The 20958-nt window shown below is 61.4% G+C and carries 22 protein-coding genes; 2 read left to right on the top strand and 20 right to left on the bottom strand.

Annotated elements, in window-relative coordinates:
* Window positions 1-26: 26 nt before the first annotated feature.
* Window positions 27-893, top strand: a complete 867-nt coding sequence (locus NYQ88_RS11555; protein WP_275651292.1) for a Ku protein — start codon at window positions 27-29, stop codon at window positions 891-893.
* Window positions 894-896: 3 nt separating this feature from the next.
* On the opposite strand, the gene NYQ88_RS11550 is transcribed toward NYQ88_RS11555, so the two are convergent.
* Window positions 897-1724, bottom strand: coding sequence for a Ku protein (locus tag NYQ88_RS11550; RefSeq protein WP_275651291.1), 828 nt, complete (start codon window positions 1722-1724; stop codon window positions 897-899).
* Window positions 1725-1781: 57 nt separating this feature from the next.
* A complete protein-coding gene (locus NYQ88_RS11545; RefSeq protein WP_275651290.1) occupies window positions 1782-1991 on the bottom strand; it encodes a hypothetical protein in 210 nt (69 codons plus the stop codon).
* 200 nt (window positions 1992-2191) lie between these two features.
* On the opposite strand from NYQ88_RS11545, the gene NYQ88_RS11540 reads away from it, so the two are divergent.
* Entirely contained in the window at window positions 2192-2800 is a 609-nt protein-coding gene (locus tag NYQ88_RS11540; protein WP_275651289.1) for a hypothetical protein, read from the top strand.
* On the opposite strand, the gene NYQ88_RS11535 is transcribed toward NYQ88_RS11540, so the two are convergent.
* The 18 genes from NYQ88_RS11535 to NYQ88_RS11450 form a co-directional block, all read right to left on the bottom strand.
* Window positions 2801-3625: a transporter substrate-binding domain-containing protein gene (locus NYQ88_RS11535; protein WP_275651288.1), complete on the bottom strand. Its 825-nt coding sequence runs from the start codon at window positions 3623-3625 to the stop codon at window positions 2801-2803. It lies immediately after the preceding gene.
* 64 nt (window positions 3626-3689) lie between these two features.
* The gene (locus tag NYQ88_RS11530; RefSeq protein WP_275651287.1) at window positions 3690-5450 is read right to left on the bottom strand and encodes a PQQ-binding-like beta-propeller repeat protein; all 1761 of its coding nucleotides are present in this window, start codon (window positions 5448-5450) and stop codon (window positions 3690-3692) included.
* 62 nt (window positions 5451-5512) lie between these two features.
* On the bottom strand, window positions 5513-6025 hold the full coding sequence (locus tag NYQ88_RS11525; protein ID WP_275651286.1) for a cytochrome c: 513 nt from the start codon (window positions 6023-6025) through the stop codon (window positions 5513-5515).
* 153 nt (window positions 6026-6178) lie between these two features.
* Window positions 6179-6958, bottom strand: a complete 780-nt coding sequence (locus NYQ88_RS11520; protein ID WP_275651285.1) for a transporter substrate-binding domain-containing protein — start codon at window positions 6956-6958, stop codon at window positions 6179-6181.
* A 38-nt stretch (window positions 6959-6996) separates the two neighbouring features.
* Entirely contained in the window at window positions 6997-7809 is an 813-nt protein-coding gene (locus NYQ88_RS11515; RefSeq protein WP_275651284.1) for an ABC transporter permease, read from the bottom strand.
* Complete coding sequence (locus tag NYQ88_RS11510) at window positions 7806-8780, bottom strand: ABC transporter ATP-binding protein (protein ID WP_275651283.1); 975 nt, start codon at window positions 8778-8780, stop codon at window positions 7806-7808. Before NYQ88_RS11510 ends, NYQ88_RS11515 begins: the two co-directional genes overlap by 4 nt.
* Before the next feature lie 156 nt (window positions 8781-8936).
* Entirely contained in the window at window positions 8937-9944 is a 1008-nt protein-coding gene (locus NYQ88_RS11505; protein ID WP_275651282.1) for a hemolysin family protein, read from the bottom strand.
* 5 nt (window positions 9945-9949) lie between these two features.
* Window positions 9950-11311, bottom strand: coding sequence for a hemolysin family protein (locus NYQ88_RS11500; RefSeq protein ID WP_275651281.1), 1362 nt, complete (start codon window positions 11309-11311; stop codon window positions 9950-9952).
* Window positions 11312-11432: 121 nt separating this feature from the next.
* On the bottom strand, window positions 11433-12083 hold the full coding sequence (locus NYQ88_RS11495; RefSeq protein WP_275651280.1) for an exopolysaccharide biosynthesis protein: 651 nt from the start codon (window positions 12081-12083) through the stop codon (window positions 11433-11435).
* A 60-nt stretch (window positions 12084-12143) separates the two neighbouring features.
* A complete protein-coding gene (locus NYQ88_RS11490; protein ID WP_275651279.1) occupies window positions 12144-12866 on the bottom strand; it encodes a Bax inhibitor-1/YccA family protein in 723 nt (240 codons plus the stop codon).
* A gap of 14 nt (window positions 12867-12880) precedes the next feature.
* Complete coding sequence (locus NYQ88_RS11485) at window positions 12881-13633, bottom strand: anti-sigma factor (RefSeq protein WP_275651278.1); 753 nt, start codon at window positions 13631-13633, stop codon at window positions 12881-12883.
* On the bottom strand, window positions 13626-14144 hold the full coding sequence (locus tag NYQ88_RS11480) for a sigma-70 family RNA polymerase sigma factor (protein WP_275651277.1): 519 nt from the start codon (window positions 14142-14144) through the stop codon (window positions 13626-13628). The genes NYQ88_RS11485 and NYQ88_RS11480 overlap by 8 nt, the downstream gene beginning before the upstream one ends.
* A gap of 133 nt (window positions 14145-14277) precedes the next feature.
* Window positions 14278-15252, bottom strand: coding sequence for a bile acid:sodium symporter family protein (locus NYQ88_RS11475; protein WP_275651276.1), 975 nt, complete (start codon window positions 15250-15252; stop codon window positions 14278-14280).
* A 9-nt stretch (window positions 15253-15261) separates the two neighbouring features.
* Entirely contained in the window at window positions 15262-15603 is a 342-nt protein-coding gene (locus tag NYQ88_RS11470; protein WP_275651275.1) for a RidA family protein, read from the bottom strand.
* Between the two features lie 23 nt (window positions 15604-15626).
* The gene (locus NYQ88_RS11465) at window positions 15627-17219 is read right to left on the bottom strand and encodes a gamma-glutamyltransferase family protein (RefSeq protein ID WP_275651274.1); all 1593 of its coding nucleotides are present in this window, start codon (window positions 17217-17219) and stop codon (window positions 15627-15629) included.
* A gap of 1 nt (window position 17220) precedes the next feature.
* Window positions 17221-18951, bottom strand: coding sequence for a gamma-glutamyltransferase (locus NYQ88_RS11460; protein ID WP_275651273.1), 1731 nt, complete (start codon window positions 18949-18951; stop codon window positions 17221-17223).
* A gap of 7 nt (window positions 18952-18958) precedes the next feature.
* On the bottom strand, window positions 18959-20059 hold the full coding sequence (locus NYQ88_RS11455; RefSeq protein WP_275651272.1) for an FAD-dependent oxidoreductase: 1101 nt from the start codon (window positions 20057-20059) through the stop codon (window positions 18959-18961).
* A gap of 19 nt (window positions 20060-20078) precedes the next feature.
* The gene (locus NYQ88_RS11450; RefSeq protein WP_275654910.1) at window positions 20079-20930 is read right to left on the bottom strand and encodes an ABC transporter permease; all 852 of its coding nucleotides are present in this window, start codon (window positions 20928-20930) and stop codon (window positions 20079-20081) included.
* Window positions 20931-20958: the final 28 nt, after the last annotated feature.

Below are 20958 nucleotides of genomic sequence, written 5' to 3'. Positions count from 1 at the left end.
TCGTTGAATGTGGTTGGAGGGATATCATGGCACCACGAGCAGTCTGGTCAGGCGTCATCAAAATCGCCGAACTTGCGTGTCCGGTGAAGATGTACACCGCAGCGACCACATCCGAGCGCATCGCGCTCAACATGGTCAACCGCGAAACCGGCAACCGGCTCAAGCGGCTGTATGTCGACGAGAAGTCGGGAAAGCCCGTCGACAGCGACGATCAGGTAAAGGGCTACGAAACCAATGACGGCTCGTACATCATTCTCGAGCCAGAAGAGATTGCGGCCGCGGTACCAGACAGTGACAAGAGCCTGACGGTAGAAGCCTTCATCGCCTGCAACCGCATCGAAACCACGTATTTCGACAGGCCGTATTATCTGCTGCCCGCATCCGATGCCAATGAGGAGAGTTTTGTCCTCGTCCGTGAGGCCATGCGCAAGCAGAAGGTTGCGGCCATAGCCCACGCAGTGCTCTTCCGCCGCCTTCGTCCGGTTTTGATCCGCCCGCGCGACAAAGGGCTGATCGCGACGACGCTGAATTTCGACTACGAGGTGCGCTCGGCGAAGCAGGCCTTCAAGTCCATCGGTGAGCACAAGGTCGAGCCAGAGATGCTCGAACTGGCGCAACACATCATCAAGACCAAGTCCGGAAAGTTCGCCCCGGAAAAATTCGATGACCGCTACGAAACGGCTTTGGCCGAGATGGTGCGCGCCAAGATTGCGGGCCGAAAAGTCGTGCCGCTGCGTCGGCCTGAGCCGACCAAAAAGAACGATCTCCTGGAAGCTTTGCGCATGAGCGCCGGGAACAAGGACACGGCGGAAACCAAGAAGTCCACGGCCAAAAAGCCTGCCACTAAAAAGGCGGCAGACACTGGAAAGTCGGAGCGCCGGCGCGCCAGCTGATGATCAGCTGGCCTTTCCTTTCTTGCCTCCTGGCTTATCCTCGAGGCTCTTTTTGAGCGCCGACATCAGGTCGATGACATTGTTAGCCGGAGCGTCGTTACTCTCGGACTTCGGCTGCGCCTTGGCCTTGCTGGCGCGCTTCGGCTTCTGTTTGGACTTGATGATGTCGAGCAGCCGGTCCTGCACCGAATCCTGCATCAGCTCGTCAGACCACGTGGTGGTCCGGTCGGCGATGATCTTCTCGATCATGCCGAGCATTTTTTTGTCCGGCTTGTGCTCATCGATGGTCTCGAAATACTCGTCCTCATCGCGTACCTCATCGCCGAAGCGTAGGGTCCACAAGACGATGCCCCGGTCCGATGGCTGCAGCATGACCGCACGTTCCCTGTTGCCGAGCACAAGCCGCGCGATACCGACAACGCCGCTCGCGGCCATCGCCTCGCGGATGACGATGAAGGCCTCTTCGCCAACCTCGTCATCGGGAAGGACGAAGTAGGGGCTGTCGTAGTAGACCCATTCAATGGTGTCCTCGGGGACGAACTCGCCAATGTCGATCGTCCGTGTGCTCTCTAGCTGGACGGCATCAAGGTCCTCATCTTCCAGGATGAGATAGTCGTCCTCCCCCTTGGCATAGCCTTTGGCCACGTCATCATCATCGACCAGCTTGCCGGAGCCGGAGTCAGCGTATCGCGTCCGGATGCGCTCGCCGGTCTTTCTGTTGATCGTGTGAAAGCGCACCTTGCCGCCGTCTGTCGTGGCAGGGGTCAGGGTGACGGCGCAGGTCACGAGCAGCAGCTTGAGATAGCCTTTCCAGTACGCGCGACCAGCCATGATTTTACCTCCCGATTGCCAAGCAACGCGGCAAGGGTGTCGGCTGTTCCAAAAGTGCTACGAGCCGCCGAGCTCGCGCTGCTTTTTCAGATAGGCAATCGCGCTCGTGAAGCGGTCATGAAAATTGGCCAGACGCGCGAGGCTCGCATCGGGGATACCCAAACCGTCGAATTCCTCGTGCAACGACTTCAGCGCCTCTTCCAGCCGATCCGCTTCGACGAAGAGCTCGTCGATCTGCTCCTGGGTTAGTCGAACAAGTGTGGCCATGCTCTTCCTCCTTGCGGCAATAACCGCGTGAAAGCATGTAGGTTGCCCGCAATCTTGCAAGATTGGCCGCTCGGCGCTCTGCCGGGATCGGGTTCGGGCCGATCCGGCCCAGCGGGAGCTGTGTCCGAGACCCAATTTTGGCAGCGAAAGAACCGCAAATGTGCTAACGCCTGCCTCAAGCATAGGCCCGGAGGCACGCCTTGAGTTTGCTCAACGATTTGACGCTGCAGGCGATTTTTTCGCGTATTTTCGGAACGCTGATCTTTGTCGCGATCAGCGGCGGCGTCCTGACGCTCTGTGCCCAGCTGATGCGGCGGCCCGATGCGGAGTATGAATTCTCGTTCTCGGCCAACCCGCTGACGCACCTGTCGATGCCTGCGCTCGCGATGGCCATCTTGTTCCGGACGACCTGGATGCGGTACCGCGACCTCGATCCGAAAACGCTTCGGCCTGGCTCCTGGGGGCTGGTGGTCATGGTGATCGCGACTGCCCTTGCCGGACTGGCAATTGTGCCGCTGCTCGACCTTTTACGACCGCTCGCCGCGGACGGTCTGCCGCGCACCCTCGGTTATGCTGCCTTGCAGCTTATTCAGGCGACCCAGCAGATCGCCCTGGCTTCGGTCCCGCTCAACCTCTTGCCCTTGCCCGGCCTCACCGGCGGGCTGCTTTTGCTGGCAGCCTGGCCGGAGAGACGACGCCAGTTCAAAAGAGCGGTGCCGGCGGTCTATGCCGTACTGATCATCGTGCTGGTTCTGGGCTGGTGGCCGGATTTCGGCGCTATTCTGGCCCCGTGGCTGATGCGCAACTGATTATTGCGCCGCCGCGCCCATGATCCCCAGTTCCGAGAGAATGGCGTCGAGCGTGCCGTCGGCCGATAGTTCGGAGATGGCTTGGTCCACCTGGGTGCGCAAAAATGTGTTGCGCGTCGATACGAGCGCACCAATCGGGACACTGGCAGTCGGCACAGGGTCTGTCGCGATGATCCGCAATTGCTCGACACTGGGGTCGGTTTCCGCAAGCTGCTGCAGAGACGGCTGCCACAGCAGCATCGCTGCCAGCTTGCCCTCGCGCATGCGCGTCGTCATCAGCGCAAAGTCTGCATAGGGCAGGCGCTTCCAGCGCTGGTCTTCCGGGCGCTGTGCGACGCTGGTGGCAAAGACACGTTCGCCCAGGCTGGCCAGCGCGGTGCCGATAGTGCTCCCATAGGGGATGTCGGCGAGGGACTGATAGTCCTTGTCCGTGACCAGCACGAAGGGAATTTCGGCATAGGGGCGGGTCACGGTTGCCCAGTCCGGGAAGGGCATATTCGGCTGCACCACAATGCCCATGAAGAGGTCGCAGTCATTGTTGAGTTGCACCTGCAGCTCAGCGAGATAGCCGTCGCCATCAAGCGGGAAGCCGCGCAGCGCCTCTACAAATACGACGTCCAGAAACAATGCATCGGCAATCGCCTGAACCACCGCGCGGTCGAGCTTGCCGCCGGCGCTGTAGTCATCGACGCAGGCGCGGATCGAATTGCCCTGCAATGGTCGTTCCGGGCTCAGCAGCTGTGGGGGAAGCACCTGTGCCTCCACCGCCGTTGCAGAAACCATCATCAGGCCAACCAGGGCGCCAATCTTTTTCATCTGGGACATCGGATCATCTCGCTAGAAAAGCAGAAGGGGGCCGAATGGCCCCCTCCCAGAGTATCAGTTTCAATTACTGCTTGGGCAGCTTGAAGACGAAGATCGAGTTGCCCGTACCCGACGGAAGCGGGATTTCCGGGAAAGCCGATGCGATCGAACCGGCTGCGGCGCTGAAGCCGGTCGGAACGACGAGGTACTGCTCGCCATCAAGCGCGTAGGTCATCGGATAGCCACCGATCGGGGCGTTCAGGCGCTGCTGCCAGACAACTTCACCAGTGGTGTCGTCCCAGGCCTTGATGTAGCGACCAGCGTCACCACCGAACACCAGACCACCGGCGGTTGCCAGCAGCGAGGAGGTCATCGAAGCGCGCGAACGAGCCTTCCAGCCTTCGCCTTCGGACTTCTCAACGCCGACCTTGATGGCGTCAACGAGGCCAGCCTCGGTGATGCCTTCGGGAAGGACGCGCGGGCCGAACTTCATGGCGCCGGTAGCGTTACCAGCGGTGAACTCGGACTGCGTGGCTTCGGTCGTGTTGCAAGCTTCGGTCAGCGGCACGTAGAACTGCTGGGTCACCGGGCTGTAAGCGCCAGCCTGCCAGAGCTTACCACCGGAAACCGAGGTACAGACCATCGGCGCTTCGCCGAGGGCGGTCATGATCAGTTCTTCGTTCAGGTGAACCGTACCGTCTTCGTCGATCTTGGAGACGACGTTCTGGACAACGGTTTCCTGCGACCACAGGTATTCACCCGTGTTGCGGTCGAGAGCGAAGAAGATGCCGTTCTTGCCCGGAACCGAGACGATCAGGTTCTTGGTTTCGCCGCCTTCTTCAACGTCAACGAGGACGCGTTCGAACGGGCTATCAAGGTCCCAGTTATCGCGCGGCAGGTGCTGGTAGTACCACTTCAGCTCGCCCGTATCGGCATCGATTGCCAGGGTCGAGTTGGTGTAGAGAACGTCGCCAGTTTCCGAACCACGGATGAGCTCGGCGTAAGGTGCAGGCATACCGACACCCCAGAAGGTGGTGTTGGTTTCCGGATCATAGGAACCGGTTGCCCAAGGCGTACCGCCCCAGCGGTTTTCCGGCGGGACATCGCCCCAGCTGGCCTGCTGTTCCGGGTTGTTCGGATCATCGATGGTGTTGAAGCGCCACTTTTCTTCAAGCGTGTTGAAGTCGTGTGCTACAATGTAGCAACCGCCGGCGGTGCCGGCGATCGAGCAGCCGGAGATGGCCGAAATGATCGTGTCGTTCACAACGATCGGACCGACGGTGTAGCTGTAGCCCTTGTTGACGTCGAACGCCTGGACTTCGCGGATCACCTTGCCGTCCTTGGCGCCGAGCACGATGATGCGCGCGTCGACAGTGGTCAGGACCACGGTGTCTTCATAGAGCGCGATCGAGTTCTTCTGGCGGCGGGACTGGTAGAGCTGGTAGCCCCACTCAGCAGGAACCTTGGCCAGAGCCGGGCGGTATTCCCAGATCAGATCGCCGGTCTTGGCATCCATCGCCTGAACGATGTTGTTGTTGGTCTGAAGGAACAACACGCCGTCGTGCATCAGCGGTGCGGTTTCCTGGATACCGACGTCTGCCATCGGCCAGGCCCATGCCAGCTCCAGATCGCCCACGGTGTCGCGGTTGATGCTGTCGAGCGGGCTGAAAGCCTGGTTGTCGATGGTGCGGCGCCAGCTCAGCCATTCCTCGGCCGGTGGGTTCAGCACCATGTCATCGGTCACGGGTGCGTAGTTTTCGCGGACGCCCTGTGCCTGAGCGACGCTCACCAGCGTCGTCATGCTGACGGCGAGTGCGAGAGCGGCCTTCAGATAGGTCTTTGTCATCTTAAACCTCCACTTTAGCTGCCGAGGCCGATTGGCTGAGGCAGTCCAAAGCAATTCTCAACTTATTTGATCGACGGCAGGGTCTTGCCCCAGGTGTAAGCCTGAGGAACGACAACGGCCGGAGCCGCATCTACAGCCGGAGCATCGGTTGCTGCGCCAGGAGCAACGGCCGTAACTGCGGCCAGATCGATGGCGGCGAGCTTGACCGGATCGGCGTCGAGCGCGGTATCGCCAGCCTGAGCACCGTTGGCCTCAAGGATGTAGGCGAGGATGTTCACATAAACTTCCTCGTCCAGCAGGCCGGGGGCCTGCGGGGGCATTGCTACCGAGATGTAGTCATAAAGGCCTGCACCGGTGCTGAAGTTATGCATAACTTCAGTGCCGACAAGCGCCGGAGCATCTGGGCCCAGCAGTTCGGCGCCGTGGCACATTGCGCACTGACCGCCGTAGTCCTTCTCACCCTGATCGGCCTGAGCCTGGGTGAACACCTGAGCCTGAGTGGGGGTAGCTGCCATCAGGATGCCTGACAGGGCGACCGCCATGCCGAGGGCAAAGCGCGGAGATTTGTGTCTCACAATTTCCTCCAAGACGTTGAAAACGCCATTCGTGAACTATTCGTCCAGCAGCTCATCGAGCATGCGGTCGTGAAGCTGCATCGGACGCTCGGGAATAGCAATAATACCTATGCCGACCTTCCCTGGAGGAATTCTCTTCCAAGGGAGCTAGCGCTAGGGGCGAAGATTTGCGTCCACGTGCACATTATAGCGCGTGGCCAAGCGCCCAGCTACACCCAGCTGGTGCAGATTTTGTGAACTTTTTTTCACCGCACGGAGGAGGGTGGCATCGCCCTTCCATAGCCCGATAGACAAATCAAAGGTGCCCAGATCAGCCTCGGAAACCCAATGAACACTTGAGCTTGGCAGGTTGAGTGACGTCAACGTCTGTCTATCGCTGATCAGAATATCGGCCTCGCCGCGCTGTAAGAGATCGACAAGATTCTGAACTGAAGATGCCGGCAGTATTCGAATTTTTTTTGATCGCAGGTAGCGGCTTAGTGCAAGTCTATCGAGCGCGGTTGGTCCCGGAAAAACTGCCGCGCGAGTGTCTGCATGCGACAATGTGTCCGCCGCGTCCGTCATCGCCCAACCGGTCTTTATCCCCGTTGGCAACAGTTCCAGAAACCCGCGCGTCGATTCGTTGGCCACGACTCCACCGGCAATAATCTGGCATTGTGCCCGCGTGATGCCCCAGTTTCGGGGATTGAAGTCTGCGCCGATCGCAGCGTTGTGGTTGACCACAAGACGGACGCCGAGCTCTTCCGCGATCAGCCCCAAAAGCTCGATATCAAAGCCCGGCATCGCAGAGTCATTGGTCACCAGTGGCGGCATCGACGGCGGGACGCAGACGCGCAGCACCCCCGATTTCTCTACCTCGGCCAGAGAATTGTCGGGCGGCAGGAAGGTCAGCGCAAAGAGCACGGCGCTGGCGCCGAGCAGGTTCAGACCCACCGTCTTCCATCGCCTCCTGGGTCGGACCGGACGGGAACTCATTGTCTTTTGAAATCCACGAGGGCGATGGTGAAGAACAGCACCGCGCCGGCCGCAATGATGCCGGGCCCGAGGAGGGGGTCGAACTGGTTGTAGTTGATCAATACTCCGCGCAGCGCATCGACCGCATAGGTGATCGGGTTGATCTGCACCAGCAACACCAGCCATTCCGGATAGGTGGCGGCCATTTGCGTGCGCGTCAGCGACGGATCGAGCGGAAAGACCGACGAGGAGCAGAAATAGAGCGGGAGGATAATGGTGTTCGAGAAGACACCAAAACCCTCGAAACTGCGCACGCGCGCTGCAAGGATCACCCCGAAGGATGTGAGCCCGAAGGACAGCAGGAACATGAGCCCCAAGGCTATGGCGGCCTGATCCCATCCCAGTGTCACGTCGGCGAACCGCGCCAGGATGAGGACCAGGAAGCCATGCATCGTGGCCACGGTGCTGCCCCCCAGGATCTTGCCGAGCAGAATGGCCCAGCGGGGAAGGGGGGATACCAGCACCTCGCGCAGGAAGCCGAACTCCCGGTCCCAGATCATCGACACCGCGAAGAGGATCGAGGTGTACATGATGTTGAGGACGATCACCGCCGGGAACAGGAACTGCAGATAGGTGAAGGGGATTACGAACCTTACCTCACCATAGGCCTCTCCGCGGAAATAGGGATTTAGCCCGATGCCGAGGATGAGAAGCCAGATTATGGGACGGGAGACACCGCCGATCAGCTGCCCGCGGTCACGGAAAGACCGCATGATTTCGCGTAGCCAGATGGCGTAGATACCGCGGCGGAGAATGGAGAAATTGGTCATATCCGCTTGTTCCGTTTCGCCCGGCCCTTAGGGTTTACTTCTTCGCGTTCGCGCATTTCGCGGCCAGTAATCGCAAGGAACACCGTTTCGAGGCTGGGCTCGTCGATTTGTATCTCTTTGAGGGAGGTGCCGAATTCGATGAGCAGTTCGTCGAGCATGGCTTTGCTCTCGATGGTGATGCCCAGCCGATCATCCGCAAGCATTTGGGCCTCGGGCCACTTCTCAAGCAGGCGCCGCCGCGTTTCCGCGTCGCGCGGCAGGCAACGGATGAGCCCCTTGGCAAACTGGCTCTTGAGCTCAGCTGGCGTGTCGATCGCCTGGATGCGTCCACGGTCGATGACGCATATCAGATCGCAGCTTTCCGCCTCCTCGATATAATGCGTGGTGACGAAGACGGTCAGTCCCCGGTCTCGTCGCTGCTGGTTGAGATAGGACCAGATCTTTGCGCGGGTCTGCGCATCAAGGCCGACGGTGGGTTCGTCGAGGATCAGAATTTTTGGCTCATGCATCAGCGCGCGGGCGATTTCGAGCCGCCGCTTCATACCACCAGAGAAGGTGCGAACAGGGTTTTCGGCCCAATCCGTGAGCTCCACAAGCTCCAGCACCTCGTCGATCCGCCGGACTCGACTGGGCCTGTCCATGCCATAGACGAGCCCGTGAAATTCCAGATTTTCCCAGGCACTCAGGCGGTCATCAAGACTGTCGTCCTGAAACACAACGCCCATCTGACGTCGCGCCAGGTCCGAGTGCTTTCTGATATCGACACCGGCGAGGAATGCGGTGCCCGCGGTCGGTTTGACTAGGCCGCAAAGGATATTGAGCAGTGTCGACTTGCCAGCGCCGTTTGGCCCAAGCAGCGCCATGCTCTGTCCAAGCGGAAGCGTAAGTGACACATCGTCTAGCGCCTTGCGCCCTGAATAGGCGTGGGTGATGCCCGCGAGCATGATCCCAGATCGCTCAAGACTATCCATTGATCCAATTCCCACGCTGCAGCTTCAGGATACACGTCACAAGGCTGCTATCAGCCGAACGCCTCGTTTGCCAGTCTCCGATAGTGGGTACGCCAAAACGCCGCGATGCTTTGGGCAAACCATTCTTCGCCTCAGTCTCCCACGGTGCTGACAAGATCAGGCATTCGGCAGGACACGCTTGAGGATGTCGGCGAGAGTGACCACGCCACGCACGCCATGGGGGCCGGTGACGAGCGCGAGTTGCTCGCTTTCCCGGCGCATCCGGGCCAGCGCCTCATAAACGGGCGTCTCCTCGGTGACGACAAAGACGTCGCGTGCGCATTCGATCGCAGGGGCTTCGCCTGTGAGCAGGAGCGTGTCGCGCACATGCACGACTTTCGGCATGGGCAAGCCTTCTCCCAGCATCAGGATACGCATGTGGCCCGTCTGTTGTGCCAGACGCCGAACATCAGCCACGCTGGCGTCGGGTTGCACCGAGGCCAGCGCGCTGTCCGGAGAAATCAGGCTGCTGACTGGGGTGGTGCCCATGTCGATCAGGCCAGAAAGCTGCTGCCGCACTTCTTCCTCAAGGACGCCGACTTTCGCCGAGTGTTCGACGAGTTGTCGAATGGTGGCAATGTCCTGACCGCCCACAGCAGCACTCTCGACCGGCTCGACGCCTGACGCTTTTACCAGGCTATTGGCAATCCGGTTGATCACCCGCAGCAGAGGACGAAGCGGCCAGATATAGGCTTCGGCGGCGAGACTGACCGCTGTGGCTGCCCGCTCGGGATGAGCAATAGCCCAGGATTTTGGCGCCATCTCGCCGACCACTAGGTGGAGAAAGGTGACGAAGAAAAGCGAGAATAGGAAGGCGGCGCTGTCGGCCAGCCAGAAAGGCGCACCCCAGCCAGTCAGCACCGGCCCGAGCCAGGCGTCCACGGCTGGCTTGGTGATGGCGCCGAGCGCGAAGGTGCAGAGGGTAATGCCAAGCTGGGCACCAGCCAGCATCAGCGTCAGATCGTTCATGCCTCGGATAGCTGCCCGCGCAGCTGCACTTTGCGGGGCCTTCTCCTCGAGCTGGCGGCGACGTGCACCAAGTAGGGCAAATTCGATGATGACGAAGAAGGCGCTCAGCGCAATCAGAAGAAAGGTGGCGACGAGTACGAAAATGGGATCTTTCATCGGGCCTACTCCGCCACTTCCAGAAGGGCGACGCGGACTTTTGTCGGCACATGGCGTTCGATTTCGAGGACCGTCACTGTCAGCTTGCGCTCAATCCGCACGTCGGCGGCGATCTCCGCCTGATCGTCGGGCAGGGCAATGACAATGATCTCATTCACCTCTGGTAGCATACCGGTTTCCGCGATCAGCAGTCCGGCGATGGTCTCGACGTCACCGCGCTCCAGAGGCCGTCCGATAGTGCGCTCCACCTCATCAAGGTGGACGTCGCCATCCATCAGCCAGACCCCGTCACCTTCGGGTGTAACCGCATGCAGTTCCTCGATGTCGTGCTCATCGGTGATTTCGCCGACGATCTCCATGGCGATATCCTCAAGGGTCAGGACGCCGGCAAACCCGCCATACTCGTCAATCACGCACGCCATGTGGTTGCCAGAGCTGACGAGCTTTTCGAAGGCGTCGGGCAAGGCCATCAACGTTGGCACGACGATGGCTGGACGCATGATGGTGGTGACGGAGGCGGCCAGGTCGGCCGTATCGAGATGCGGCAGCAGATCGGAGAGGTGGACGACGCCGATTGGCCCCTCTTCCTCGTCAACGACCGGGTAGCGGGTGTGGGCGCGGGCCATCATCTCGCGGACCTCGCCGATTGTGGCCTCCGGGCCAATCCAGTCCACCTGTGTGCGCGGTACCATGGCGTGCTCGACGTCCTGCTCGGGAAAATCGACAATTCGGTCCATCATCCAGGCGAGCTCGACGGGCAGGTCGCCGCTGTTGCGGGAGTCCGCGATAATGCGCGGGAGATCCTCGCGCGAAGCGCTGACGTCGATGTCATGCACGGGCTCGATGCGCAGCATGCGAAGCAGGACATTGGCCGACATGTCAAAGAAGCTGATCAGCCAGCCCATCAGTTTGAGATAGATCAGCGTAGAGCTCGCCAGCATTTTTGCCAGAGGCTCTGGGTTGGAGATCGCGAGGTTCTTCGGATAGAGCTCCCCGAAGATCATCTGCACGCCGGTAGCGAAAAGCAGCGCCAGGATTGTTCCCGCCGCTATGCCCATCTCGGTGGGGATGCCGATGCCGCCAAGCAGGCTGCCCAGTGCACCACCCACCAGCGGCTCGGCAACATAGCCAACCATAAGCCCGGTAACGGTAATGCCGAGTTGCGCGCCCGAGAGCATGAAGCTTGTCCGCTTGGTGACGGACAGAGCGCGCTTAGCAGCCTTGTCACCCTGTGCGGCTTGCGCCGCCAGCTTGGTGCGATCGACCGCCATATAGGCGAATTCCTGGGCGACGAAATAGCCGCCGACGGCGATGATCACGAGGATGATCGCAAGTCCGAGCAACAGGTAGAGAATTGGTTCAATCATTGCGTTTCGCCTGATGCGCGCTGTGACAGCGGCAGTGTCATGTCACCCTCAAACAGCGCTAATGCCTGTGGTCGGGACTTTGTTCAGCAAAATCTCGGTCGCCGTGCCGAGCGGCCGGTGGCTATCCATTCAATAAGGCGCCGATTGCAAGCCATCCAGCGTAGGCGAATGCGGCAATGACGCCCGAGACGATGATCATCGACACGATCGCAGTCACTGTCCCGAAGATGATCCAGAGCCCATCGCGCTGCAGCGATCCCAGCGCGAGAATGCAGATCGCGATGGCCGGGAGCATGTTGCCGAGCGGAATGGGCAGGAAGAGCACGATAGAGAGCAACAGCACAATTGCGCCGATGACATTTTCAAGCGGTGGACGTGTGAGGATTGTCAGGCGAGGCCGCATCAGGCGTTCCGCCTTTTGCAGCCACGGTCCGACCTTATGCAGTATTCGCTCGAAGTCGGTCCGGTCAAAGGACCGGTCGGCGATGATCCCGGGTAGCCACGGCGGGCGGCCGAGCATCAGTTGCGCTGCGAGAAACAGCAGGGGCGCGCCCAGAACCCCGGATACCCCTGGCGGCACCGGAATAGTGTTCGGGACGGCAAAGACGAAAAGCATCGCGGCAATGGCGCGCTGATCCAGTTCGGCCAAGAGGTCACGAATATGGATGCGGTCCCGATCTGGTCGCGACGCGATACGGCTCAGGGCCGCAGATAAACTGTAGTCTTCATCGCCGTCGCCGTCCGACTGCCCGCTGGAATGCCCGCTCAGCATGGAATGGTCCTCACCTTCAAGGCGGCGCTAACGGGTACCACGCCCGCTAGCGCCAACACATTAGTCTTCCTGCTGGCCGGTGAGGCTGAGGAGCAGCTGGAAGATGTTGATGAAGCTGAGATAGAGCGACAGGGCGCCCATGACAGCCAGCTTCTGATTGCCTTCCGAGCCATTGTGCTCGGCATATTCGGACTTGATGGTCTGGGTGTCCCAAGCGGTCAGGCCCAGGAACACCAGGATGCCGATGATGGAAACGGCGAACTGAAGCACACTCGAGCCGAGGAAAATGTTGACGATCGAGGCGATGACGACGCCAATCAGGCCCATGATCAGGAAGGAGCCGAATTTCGAGAGGTCTGCCTTGGTCGTGTAGCCGTAGAGGCTCATTACGCCAAACATGGCCGCCGAAATGAAGAATGTACGCGCGATGCTGGCGCCGGTGAAATTCAGGAAAATAGAGGCCATGGACAGGCCCATCACGGCGCAGAACGCCCAGAACATCGCTTGCGCCGCGCCGGCCGACAACGTGTTGATCTTGAACGAGAAGAACATCACGAAGGCGAGCGGAGCGAACATCACCACCCATTTGAGGGGCGACGCGAAGATCGGCACATAGAGAGCCGGTGTCGTGCCAACGAAGAAGGCGACGAGGCCGGTGATTACAAGGCCGAGGCCCATGTAGTTGTAGACCCGCAGCATATGCTGGCGAAGGCCTTCGTCGAAAGCGGCGCCCGTCGTTGTTGCGCCAGTGGTGCCCCAGCGCAGGTTCGGTTGTGACGACATCAAATAGTCTCCGTTCAATAAAGAGTATCGGCAAGCGTTTGCGCTGCCTTTAGAATTTCGGGTTCGCTGGCCGAACCGACGATGGCGTAAGCGATCTCGCCGATTTGCCAATAGGCGAGAGCCGACCCTGCGTGGCTGACGACGCTGGGCTGGTGCACATCGAAATCACCAGGACGCGCCGCGAAAATCGAGATGCTGTCGAGGTCAGGGCTATGCAGCACCATTTCGACGCTGGGGCCGAAGCGCGACGGATAGACCTGCACATCCCGAACATCCCAGTCTTCGGGAAGCGCCGGCATGACGATCGCCGTCGCGGACAAGAGCTCCGCCCGGTCGTACTCGGGTGCCTCGGGCTGGGAAACCATGATCGCTCGGACCATGCTGACTTCGTGTGCGCGAAGGGCGGCCTCGACATATTCGGGCAAGACGGGTGGCTTTGTCAGCGCCGTAGTCGCCAAACTACCGGTAAGCGTTCCGATCACGAGAAGGGAAAATGCCGCAAGAGTGGGACGAAGCCTTTCGAACCATATGCGCCTTCCCAGCGCCCCCTGGAGCCGTCGCGCCAGCTCAGACGACCCTGGTTGAGGCGCGCTGTCGAGGTCAGCCATGCTCATGCGCAATTCGTGGTTGATCCGCAGTTCGTCAATGACCTCGGCCGCGAGCGATGGATTGCCGGCAAGGTGCCTTTCGACTGCGAGGCGGCGCGTCGGGTCGATCTGCCCGTCTATATAGAGGGCAAGATCCTTTTCGGTGACAGGGTCATTCATCGTGTGAACTCCCAACGATCTTGAAACGCTTCGGCGGCGCGGAATGCTGGTTGGCCCGCAACGTCTGTCGGGCGCGCGACACGCGGGAGAGCACGGTTCCCTCCGGTATGGTCAGGACCAGTGCGGCTTCCGGATAGGTCAATCCCTCAATGGCGATGAGGTGAAGGGCCTCTCGCTGCTCATCCGGCAGGGCCAAGAAGGCGCGGCGTACCTCGCTGAGGCGCACGGCGTCGTCCTGGCTGGCCGGGTAGCTGGCGTCAGTGGAATGCTCGCGGCTATTCCGGCGGCGAACGGCCTTGCTCCGCTGCCCATCGACAAAGCAATTGTGCATGATGGACATCAGCCAAGGCTTGAGGGCACTGCCAACGCGAAACGTGCTCTGCCGCTCATAGGCGCGCGCTAGCGTATCCTGCACCAGGTCCTCCGCATCATGCGGTTCTCTGGTGAGGGCCAGGGCATAGCGTCTGAGATCTGCCAGATAATCGACGACTTTTGCGAAGGTCTTGCTCATCGGTCCAATATACGCCCGAACCTCCAGATCCCTTCCGCATCAGTTTCGTTTTTCTGATCGGGATCTGGAGCCTGGCTGCAATTGTCCGCAGGACCACGCAAATGAGCCTCACGCGTAGGATCGCGCGCAGGCCTTAGTCGAGCTTGGAAGCCATGCGCTGGGCAATGATGGCGCAGACGATGAGCTGGAGCTGGTGGTAGAGCATCAGCGGCAGGATGATGAGGCTGAGCGGGCCACCGGCGAAAAGGATATTCGCGATGGGGACGCCGGAGGCGAGGCTCTTGGTGGAGCCGCAGAAAATCATCGACTTGCCGTCGGCGTCCTGGAATCCGACAGCGCGGCTGAACCAGGCAGAAAGCGCCAGAACCACGGCCAGCATCACGCAGACAAGCACCATGATGGCGGCCAGCTGCGGCAGCCCGACCTGTGTCCAGACGCCGGCGACCATGCCAGCGCTGAAGGCTGCATAAACGATGAGGAGGATTGAGCCGCGATCGACCGTCAGCGAGATCAGCTTGTGGCGATTGATCCATTCGCCGATCAGCGGCCGGCACAGCTGGCCCAGCCCGAACGGCAACACGATCTGGATGGCGATATTGAGAACGGCGGCGCCATTGAGGCCACCGTCACCGGCCTGAAGAATGAGCGTCGCTAGGAGCGGGGTGAGAATGACGCCCAGCAAATTGGAGACTGCCGCAGCGCAGACGCTGGCCGCCACATTGCCCTTGGCGAGCGCGGTAAAGGCAATCGAGGACTGCACCGTGGAGGGCAGGATGCCGATATATATAAGGCCGATGGCGAGCTCGTCGGTGATGAACTCGCGCCCGGCAAACGCAAGGGCGAGCGCGATCAGCGGAAAGACCAGATAGGTCAAGCCGAGGATGCTGAGCTGAAGCGGCCAGTTGGAAAAACCGGCGATCACCGCTTCGGACTTGAGCTTGGCCCCATAGACAAAAAACAGCAGGGCGACAGCATAATAGGCTGCCTGCCCGACAAACTCTGCAAAAGGCCCGCGCGCCGGCAGGATGCATGCAAGCACGACGACACCGAGCAGCATGATGAGATAGGCATCAATGCCGAACTTCTTGAGGGCCGATTGCAGAGCCATTTTAGGTACCTAGAGTGCTGCGGTGATGACGACTTCGATCAGGCGACGCGGGTCGCCCAGATCGGCAACGCCGACGGTGCAACGGCAGGGGAGGTCTTCCCCGAGCCAAGCAAGCCAGGCGCGGTCCATGTCGGGCTTCTTGGTCATGTCGGTGACAAAGATCTGGGCGCGAATGATCTTGGTCCTATCCGAGCCGGCTTCCTTGAGGAAACCCTCAATCTTTTCGCAGATCTGTCGGGTCTGGTCTTCCATGCCGACGTCGATGTCGTTGGCACCCAGGCCAGACGTGTAGACGACGCCGTTGTGGATGGTCACGGCGTGCAGGGACTTACCCTTCTTGATGCGGTCCAAAGCTATTCTCCTTGTGTGATTGGTCAGTAGCCGACGGCCATGCCGTCCTTGCGGTGGTCTGAGCCACCGATATATCCCTCGCCAAGCCGGTGGATGAGCTGGGCGCCGCCGAAGGCAAAGCTTTCATCCGGGCTCTCGCGCATCACTTCGTGCCCGAAGGCCTCGAGCTCCGCGACGGTTTCGGCCGCCATGGTCCACTCGACGGCGACCTTCTTGCCCTTGACGAAGCGCCAGCGGGGGGCATCGCTCGCCGCTTGCGGGTTCTGGCCGCTGAGCTGGGTCCGGACGACCATCTGCACATGGCCCTGGGCCTGCATTGGTCCACCCATGACGCCAAAGCTCATGAGGGGCGCGCCGTCGCGCATCAGGAAGCCGGGGATGATGGTGTGGAACGGGCGCTTATTGGGCCCGATCTGGTTGGGGTGGCCTTCTTCCAGCGTGAAGCCGGAACCGCGGTTCTGCAGGTGAATGCCGGTTCCCGGCACCGCAACGCCGGACCCGAAGCCGGAATAATTGGACTGGATGTAGGAGACCATCATCCCGTTGGCGTCGGCCGTGGTGATGTAAACCGTGCCGCCCGCTACGGGCGCTCCGGCTCCGAAATCCTGCGCGCGCGCGGGATCGATCAGCTTTGCGCGTGACTGGAGATAGGACTTTTCGAGCAGTGCTTCGACCGGGACCCGCATGGTCTCCGGATCGGAGACAAATCGTTCGGCGTCGGCCGTTGCGAGCTTGATTGCCTCGATCTGGTAGTGGAACGACTGGGCGCTGTCCGGGCCAAAGGCGTCGAGGGGCAGGTGTTCAAGCATGCCCAGTGCCATCAGCGCGACGATGCCCTGCCCATTGGGCGGGATCTCATGCAGGGTGACATCGCGGTAGTTCATCGCGATGGTGCCACACCAGTCATTGCGGTGATTGGCGAGGTCGGCCGCCGTGATAGCAGCGCCATGCTGGGCCGCAAACGCCGCGATCTGTTCGGCGAGCGCCCCACGATAAAATGCTTCGCCACGCGTCTCGGCAATGGCGCGCAGAGACGCCGCGAGCGGTGCGTTGCGGAAGATTTCGCCCGGACCCGGTGCCTTGCCCGCGGGCAGGAAGGTCTCGGCAAAGCCAGGATGGTCCTTGAGCAGCGCGCCGCCCTTGGCCCAGAGTTCGGCAATGGTCGGCGAAACGGCGAAGCCATTTTCAGCATAATCGATTGCCGGAGCGAGCAGCGCCGCAAAATCGAGCTTGCCGAAGCGGCTTGAGAGGTCGACCCAGGCCGAGACAGCACCCGGCACGGTCACACTTTCCCAGCCGCGAACCGGCATGCGGTCCTGTCCGGCAAAACGCTCCGGCGTCCAGGCGGCAGGCGACCGGCCGGAGGCGTTGAGTCCATGCAGTTCCTGTCCGTCCCAGACAATAGCGAAGGCGTCGCTGCCGAGGCCATTGCCAGTGGGTTCGACGACAGTCAGGGTCGCGGCCGCGGCGATCGCAGCATCAATGGCGTTGCCGCCCTTGGCCAGCGCTGCCAGGCCCGCCTGAGCGGCGAGGGGCTGCGAAGTTGCCACCATGTTGCGCGCCATGACGGGTCGACGGGGTGCCCCATAAGGCGTGGTGTAGGAAAACTCGGTCATCTTACCACCCTGCTACAGCCGTCGGGCGGCGTGAATCCGATCCGCCCTCGAGCGTTCCGGTGTTGAATTTCTTGATGATCGAGCAGACACCGCCCGCGGCGTATTCCCAATCCTTCCAGTATTTCACATCGTGTCCCATGGCCGTCAGCTGCTCGCCGACCGACGCATCGATGCGGGCCTCGAGCTTGAGCAGCCCGGGGTCATAGGAATGGGGAATGGAAGAGCGGGGGTAGGAGAAGGTCGCAAAGCGCGGCGCGTCCACGGCCTCCTGCATGGTCATCCCGAAGACGTGCAGATTGAGATAAGTCTGCAGCATCGCCTGCGGCTGGACGTCATTGCCCGGCGAACCGATCGGCATGATCCACTCCCCCTTCTTGCGGGCAAACGCAGGGGCGGGGGTCAGGCGCGGACGGCGGCCGGGACCGGCGACGGCGGGCGCACGTGGGTCAAGGAACGACTGCACGCCGCGCGCCGAGGGGACAAAGCCGAGACCGGGGATGACTGGCGCGCCCACCGAGCCGTCGCTCGGCGTCGCCGAGAAGGCATTGCCCTGCCGGTCAACGACACAGACATAGGAGGTGTCCAGTTCACCGGGATCGCGCCGGCCGTTGCGCGGATCCGGATCAGGATTACGGCCCCAGTTCGAGGGCAGACCTGCCTCGGGCATGCCGGGGTGGGCAGCCTCCGTATCGATCAGCTTGCGGCGCTCGGCGGCATACTCGGGGCTGAGCAGCTTTGCCAGCGGGACGTCGACGAAATTGGGGTCGCCATAGAGTTCGTGCCGGTCGCCATAAGCCAGCTTCATCGTCTCGACGAGGAGATGGATGTATTCAACGCTGTTGTGACCGAGCGCGCGCAGGTCGATGCCGTCCAGCATGGCAAAGGTCTGGCCGAGCACTGGTCCCTGGCACCACGGGCCGCAGGTAAAAATGTCGGCGTCGCCGAACTGCACCGCCGCAGGCTTCTCGACCTCTACGCGGAAATTGGCAAGATCGTCTTCCCGCATCCAGCCGCCGTGCTCGCGGTGGTAGGAGACAATCGCCTTGGCAATGTCACCCTTGTAGAACGCGTTCCGAGCGGCGCTGAGCCCGGCGGCGCGGCCACCCTTGGCAGCAGCAGCACGCTCTTCGTCGATCATATAGGTAATGGTGTTGGCGAGGTCGGACTGCACCAGGATATCGCCGGCCTTCGGCGGTTTCCCACCCGGCAGGTAAATCTCGGCATTGGCCGGCCAGCGACGGTATTCTTCCTCATGATCGGCGATGATCTCCGCCATCAGCGAGGGGACGGGGAAACCGTCGCGGGCGAAGCGCAGGGCCTGGGCCGCACACTCGCCAAACGACATCGTTCCATAGCGCTCAAGCGCGGTGATCCAGCTATCCGGTGCTGCCGGCACGATCGTGCGCAGCAGACCCGGCGGCATCTTGTTGCCGTGCTCCGTCCGAAAGAGGCTGGCATCGGTGAGGGCGGGCCAGGTGCCCAGCCCGCTGATCGAAATGACCTCGTCAGTCTCGGCCCAATAGATCATGGTCGGAGCGACGCCGCCAAAGCAGACGTATTCGCTCTGCACGACGCCAAGGGTGATGCCCCCGGCGACGCCGGCATCGATGGCGTTGCCGCCGGCCTCAAGAACCTGCAGGGAAACCTGCGCGGCGAGATAATGACCGGCGGCGGCCATGTGCCTGGTGCCGATATGGCGCGTGCGGTGCGGTGCGACTGACGATTGTGTCATGGTGGCGTCAGGCTCCCACGGCGTAGGGAGCGAGGTCGATATCGGTCGCTTCGCCCATGGCCAGCTGGGTCAGCAGCTTGCCTGCAAGCGGGCCCATGGTGAGGCCGCCGGCGCCCAGGCCGTTGCCGATCAGCACGTTGTCGAAGCCGGGCAGGGCGCCGATCAGCGGCTTGTAGTTTTCAGCCATCGGGCGGAGACCGATGCGCGTCTCGATATGGGTGGCATCGGAAAGGCCAGGTGCCAGATCGAGTGCGAAGTTGAGCACTTCCGCCTGTCCACCTGCGGTGAGGCGGTAGTCGAACCCGACGCCGTTTTCGCGGGTCGCACCGGCAACGACGCGATTGTCGTCGAACGCCAGCATGTAGTGCGAGACCTGCGGCAGCAGCACCGGCCAGTCGATGGTTTCTTCCTTGACGCCCAGATGCACGATCTGGCCACGCTGCGGTTCAACGGAAATGGTCGCGCCGATTGCGGTCAGGGCCTGGTTGGCCCATGCGCCGGCGGTGACGATGACCATGTCGGCTGCAATGGCCTCGCCATCGAGGCTCACGCTTGCCTTGCCGTCCTTGCTCTCGATGTCGGCGTGACCCTGGCGGAAAATCGCGCCATTGGCTTCAGCGGCGCGGCGCATCGCACCCGCAATGGCGCGCGCTTCGACGCGTGCACCACCGGGAATGTGGAGGGCCATCAGGCCATCGCGCAGCGGGGGGAACATCTGCTTGGTCTCGGCAGCGCTGACCCGGCGGACGGCGCCCGCTTCAGGAACATCGGCAACACGCGGAAGGACGCGCGCTTCGATTTCGGCCAGCTGCTCTTCGGTTTCGGCCAGCACCAGCGCGCCAACCTGGCGGTAGCCAAACTCGGTTTCACCACGAGCGGCAAGACCTTCTACCAGCGGGCGGTAATAGGCGCCGCCAGCAGCATAGAAGCGGTAAAAATCAGGGTCAGTGACCTTTGTGGCCCAAGGGCAGACAATGCCTGCACCGGCCAGGGTCGCCTTGCCCTGATGCACCTGATCAATGACCGTCACCTCGACATTGTCGCGCTGGCTCAGGTGGTAAGCCGCGCTGGAGCCCAGGATACCGGCACCGACAACTACGATACGCATGGGAATACCTTTCAGAAAATCAGCGACTACGGGGATCGAAAGCGTCCCGAAGTCCGTCGCCGAGGAGATTGAAACTGAGAACTGTGAGGAAGATCATCATGCCCGGCCAGGCGGCGATCCACGGTGCCGTAGACAGCGAGCGCTGAGCAGTGTTGAGGATCGAACCCCAGGATGCCGCCGGCGGCTGCTGACCAAGGCCAAGGAACGACAGGCTCGCCTCCGAAATAATGGCCGCAGCGATGGTGAGGGTTGCCTGGACGATCAGTGCCGGCAGTACATTGGGCAATACGTGCCGGAAGGCGATGCGCGCGTGAGAATTGCCCATCGAGCGGGCCGCCTCCACATAATCCTCGGACTTGACGCTGATCACCTGGCCACGGGTCAGGCGGACAAAGAGAGGGGCTGCCGTCACGCCGATCGCGATCATCGAGTTGATGAGGCTGGGCCCGAGAAAAGCCGCCAGCGAAATCGCGAGGATCAGGAACGGCATGGCCAGCATGGCGTCGGCAACGCGGCTGATGCCGACGTCGGCCCAGCCGCCGAAATAGCCGGCAATGAGACCCAGGGGCACGCCAATGGCGATGGCGATCACCACCGAGATCAGCCCGGCAAGAAGCGAAGCGCGCGCGCCATAGATGATGCGGGCGAACATGTCGCGTCCGAGTTCGTCGGTGCCGAACCAGTGCAACAGGCTCGGGCCCTGCCGGATGGCAGTATAATCCTGCGCATTCGGATCAAAGCTGGTGACGATCGGCGCAAAGATCGCGGCGAGGACGACGAGGACGATAAAGCACAGGCCGACGATTGCTCCCTTATGCCGGAACAGGCGCTTGGCGAATTGGCCGAACCGGTTTTCGTGATCGGCAGCCATGGTGGGGCTGGTTGCGTTGGTCATGGTC

It is taken from the genome of Devosia sp. SD17-2 (assembly GCF_029201565.1).
Taxonomy (GTDB): Bacteria; Pseudomonadota; Alphaproteobacteria; order Rhizobiales; family Devosiaceae; genus Devosia.
This window is presented reverse-complemented; position numbering and strand designations above follow the sequence as displayed.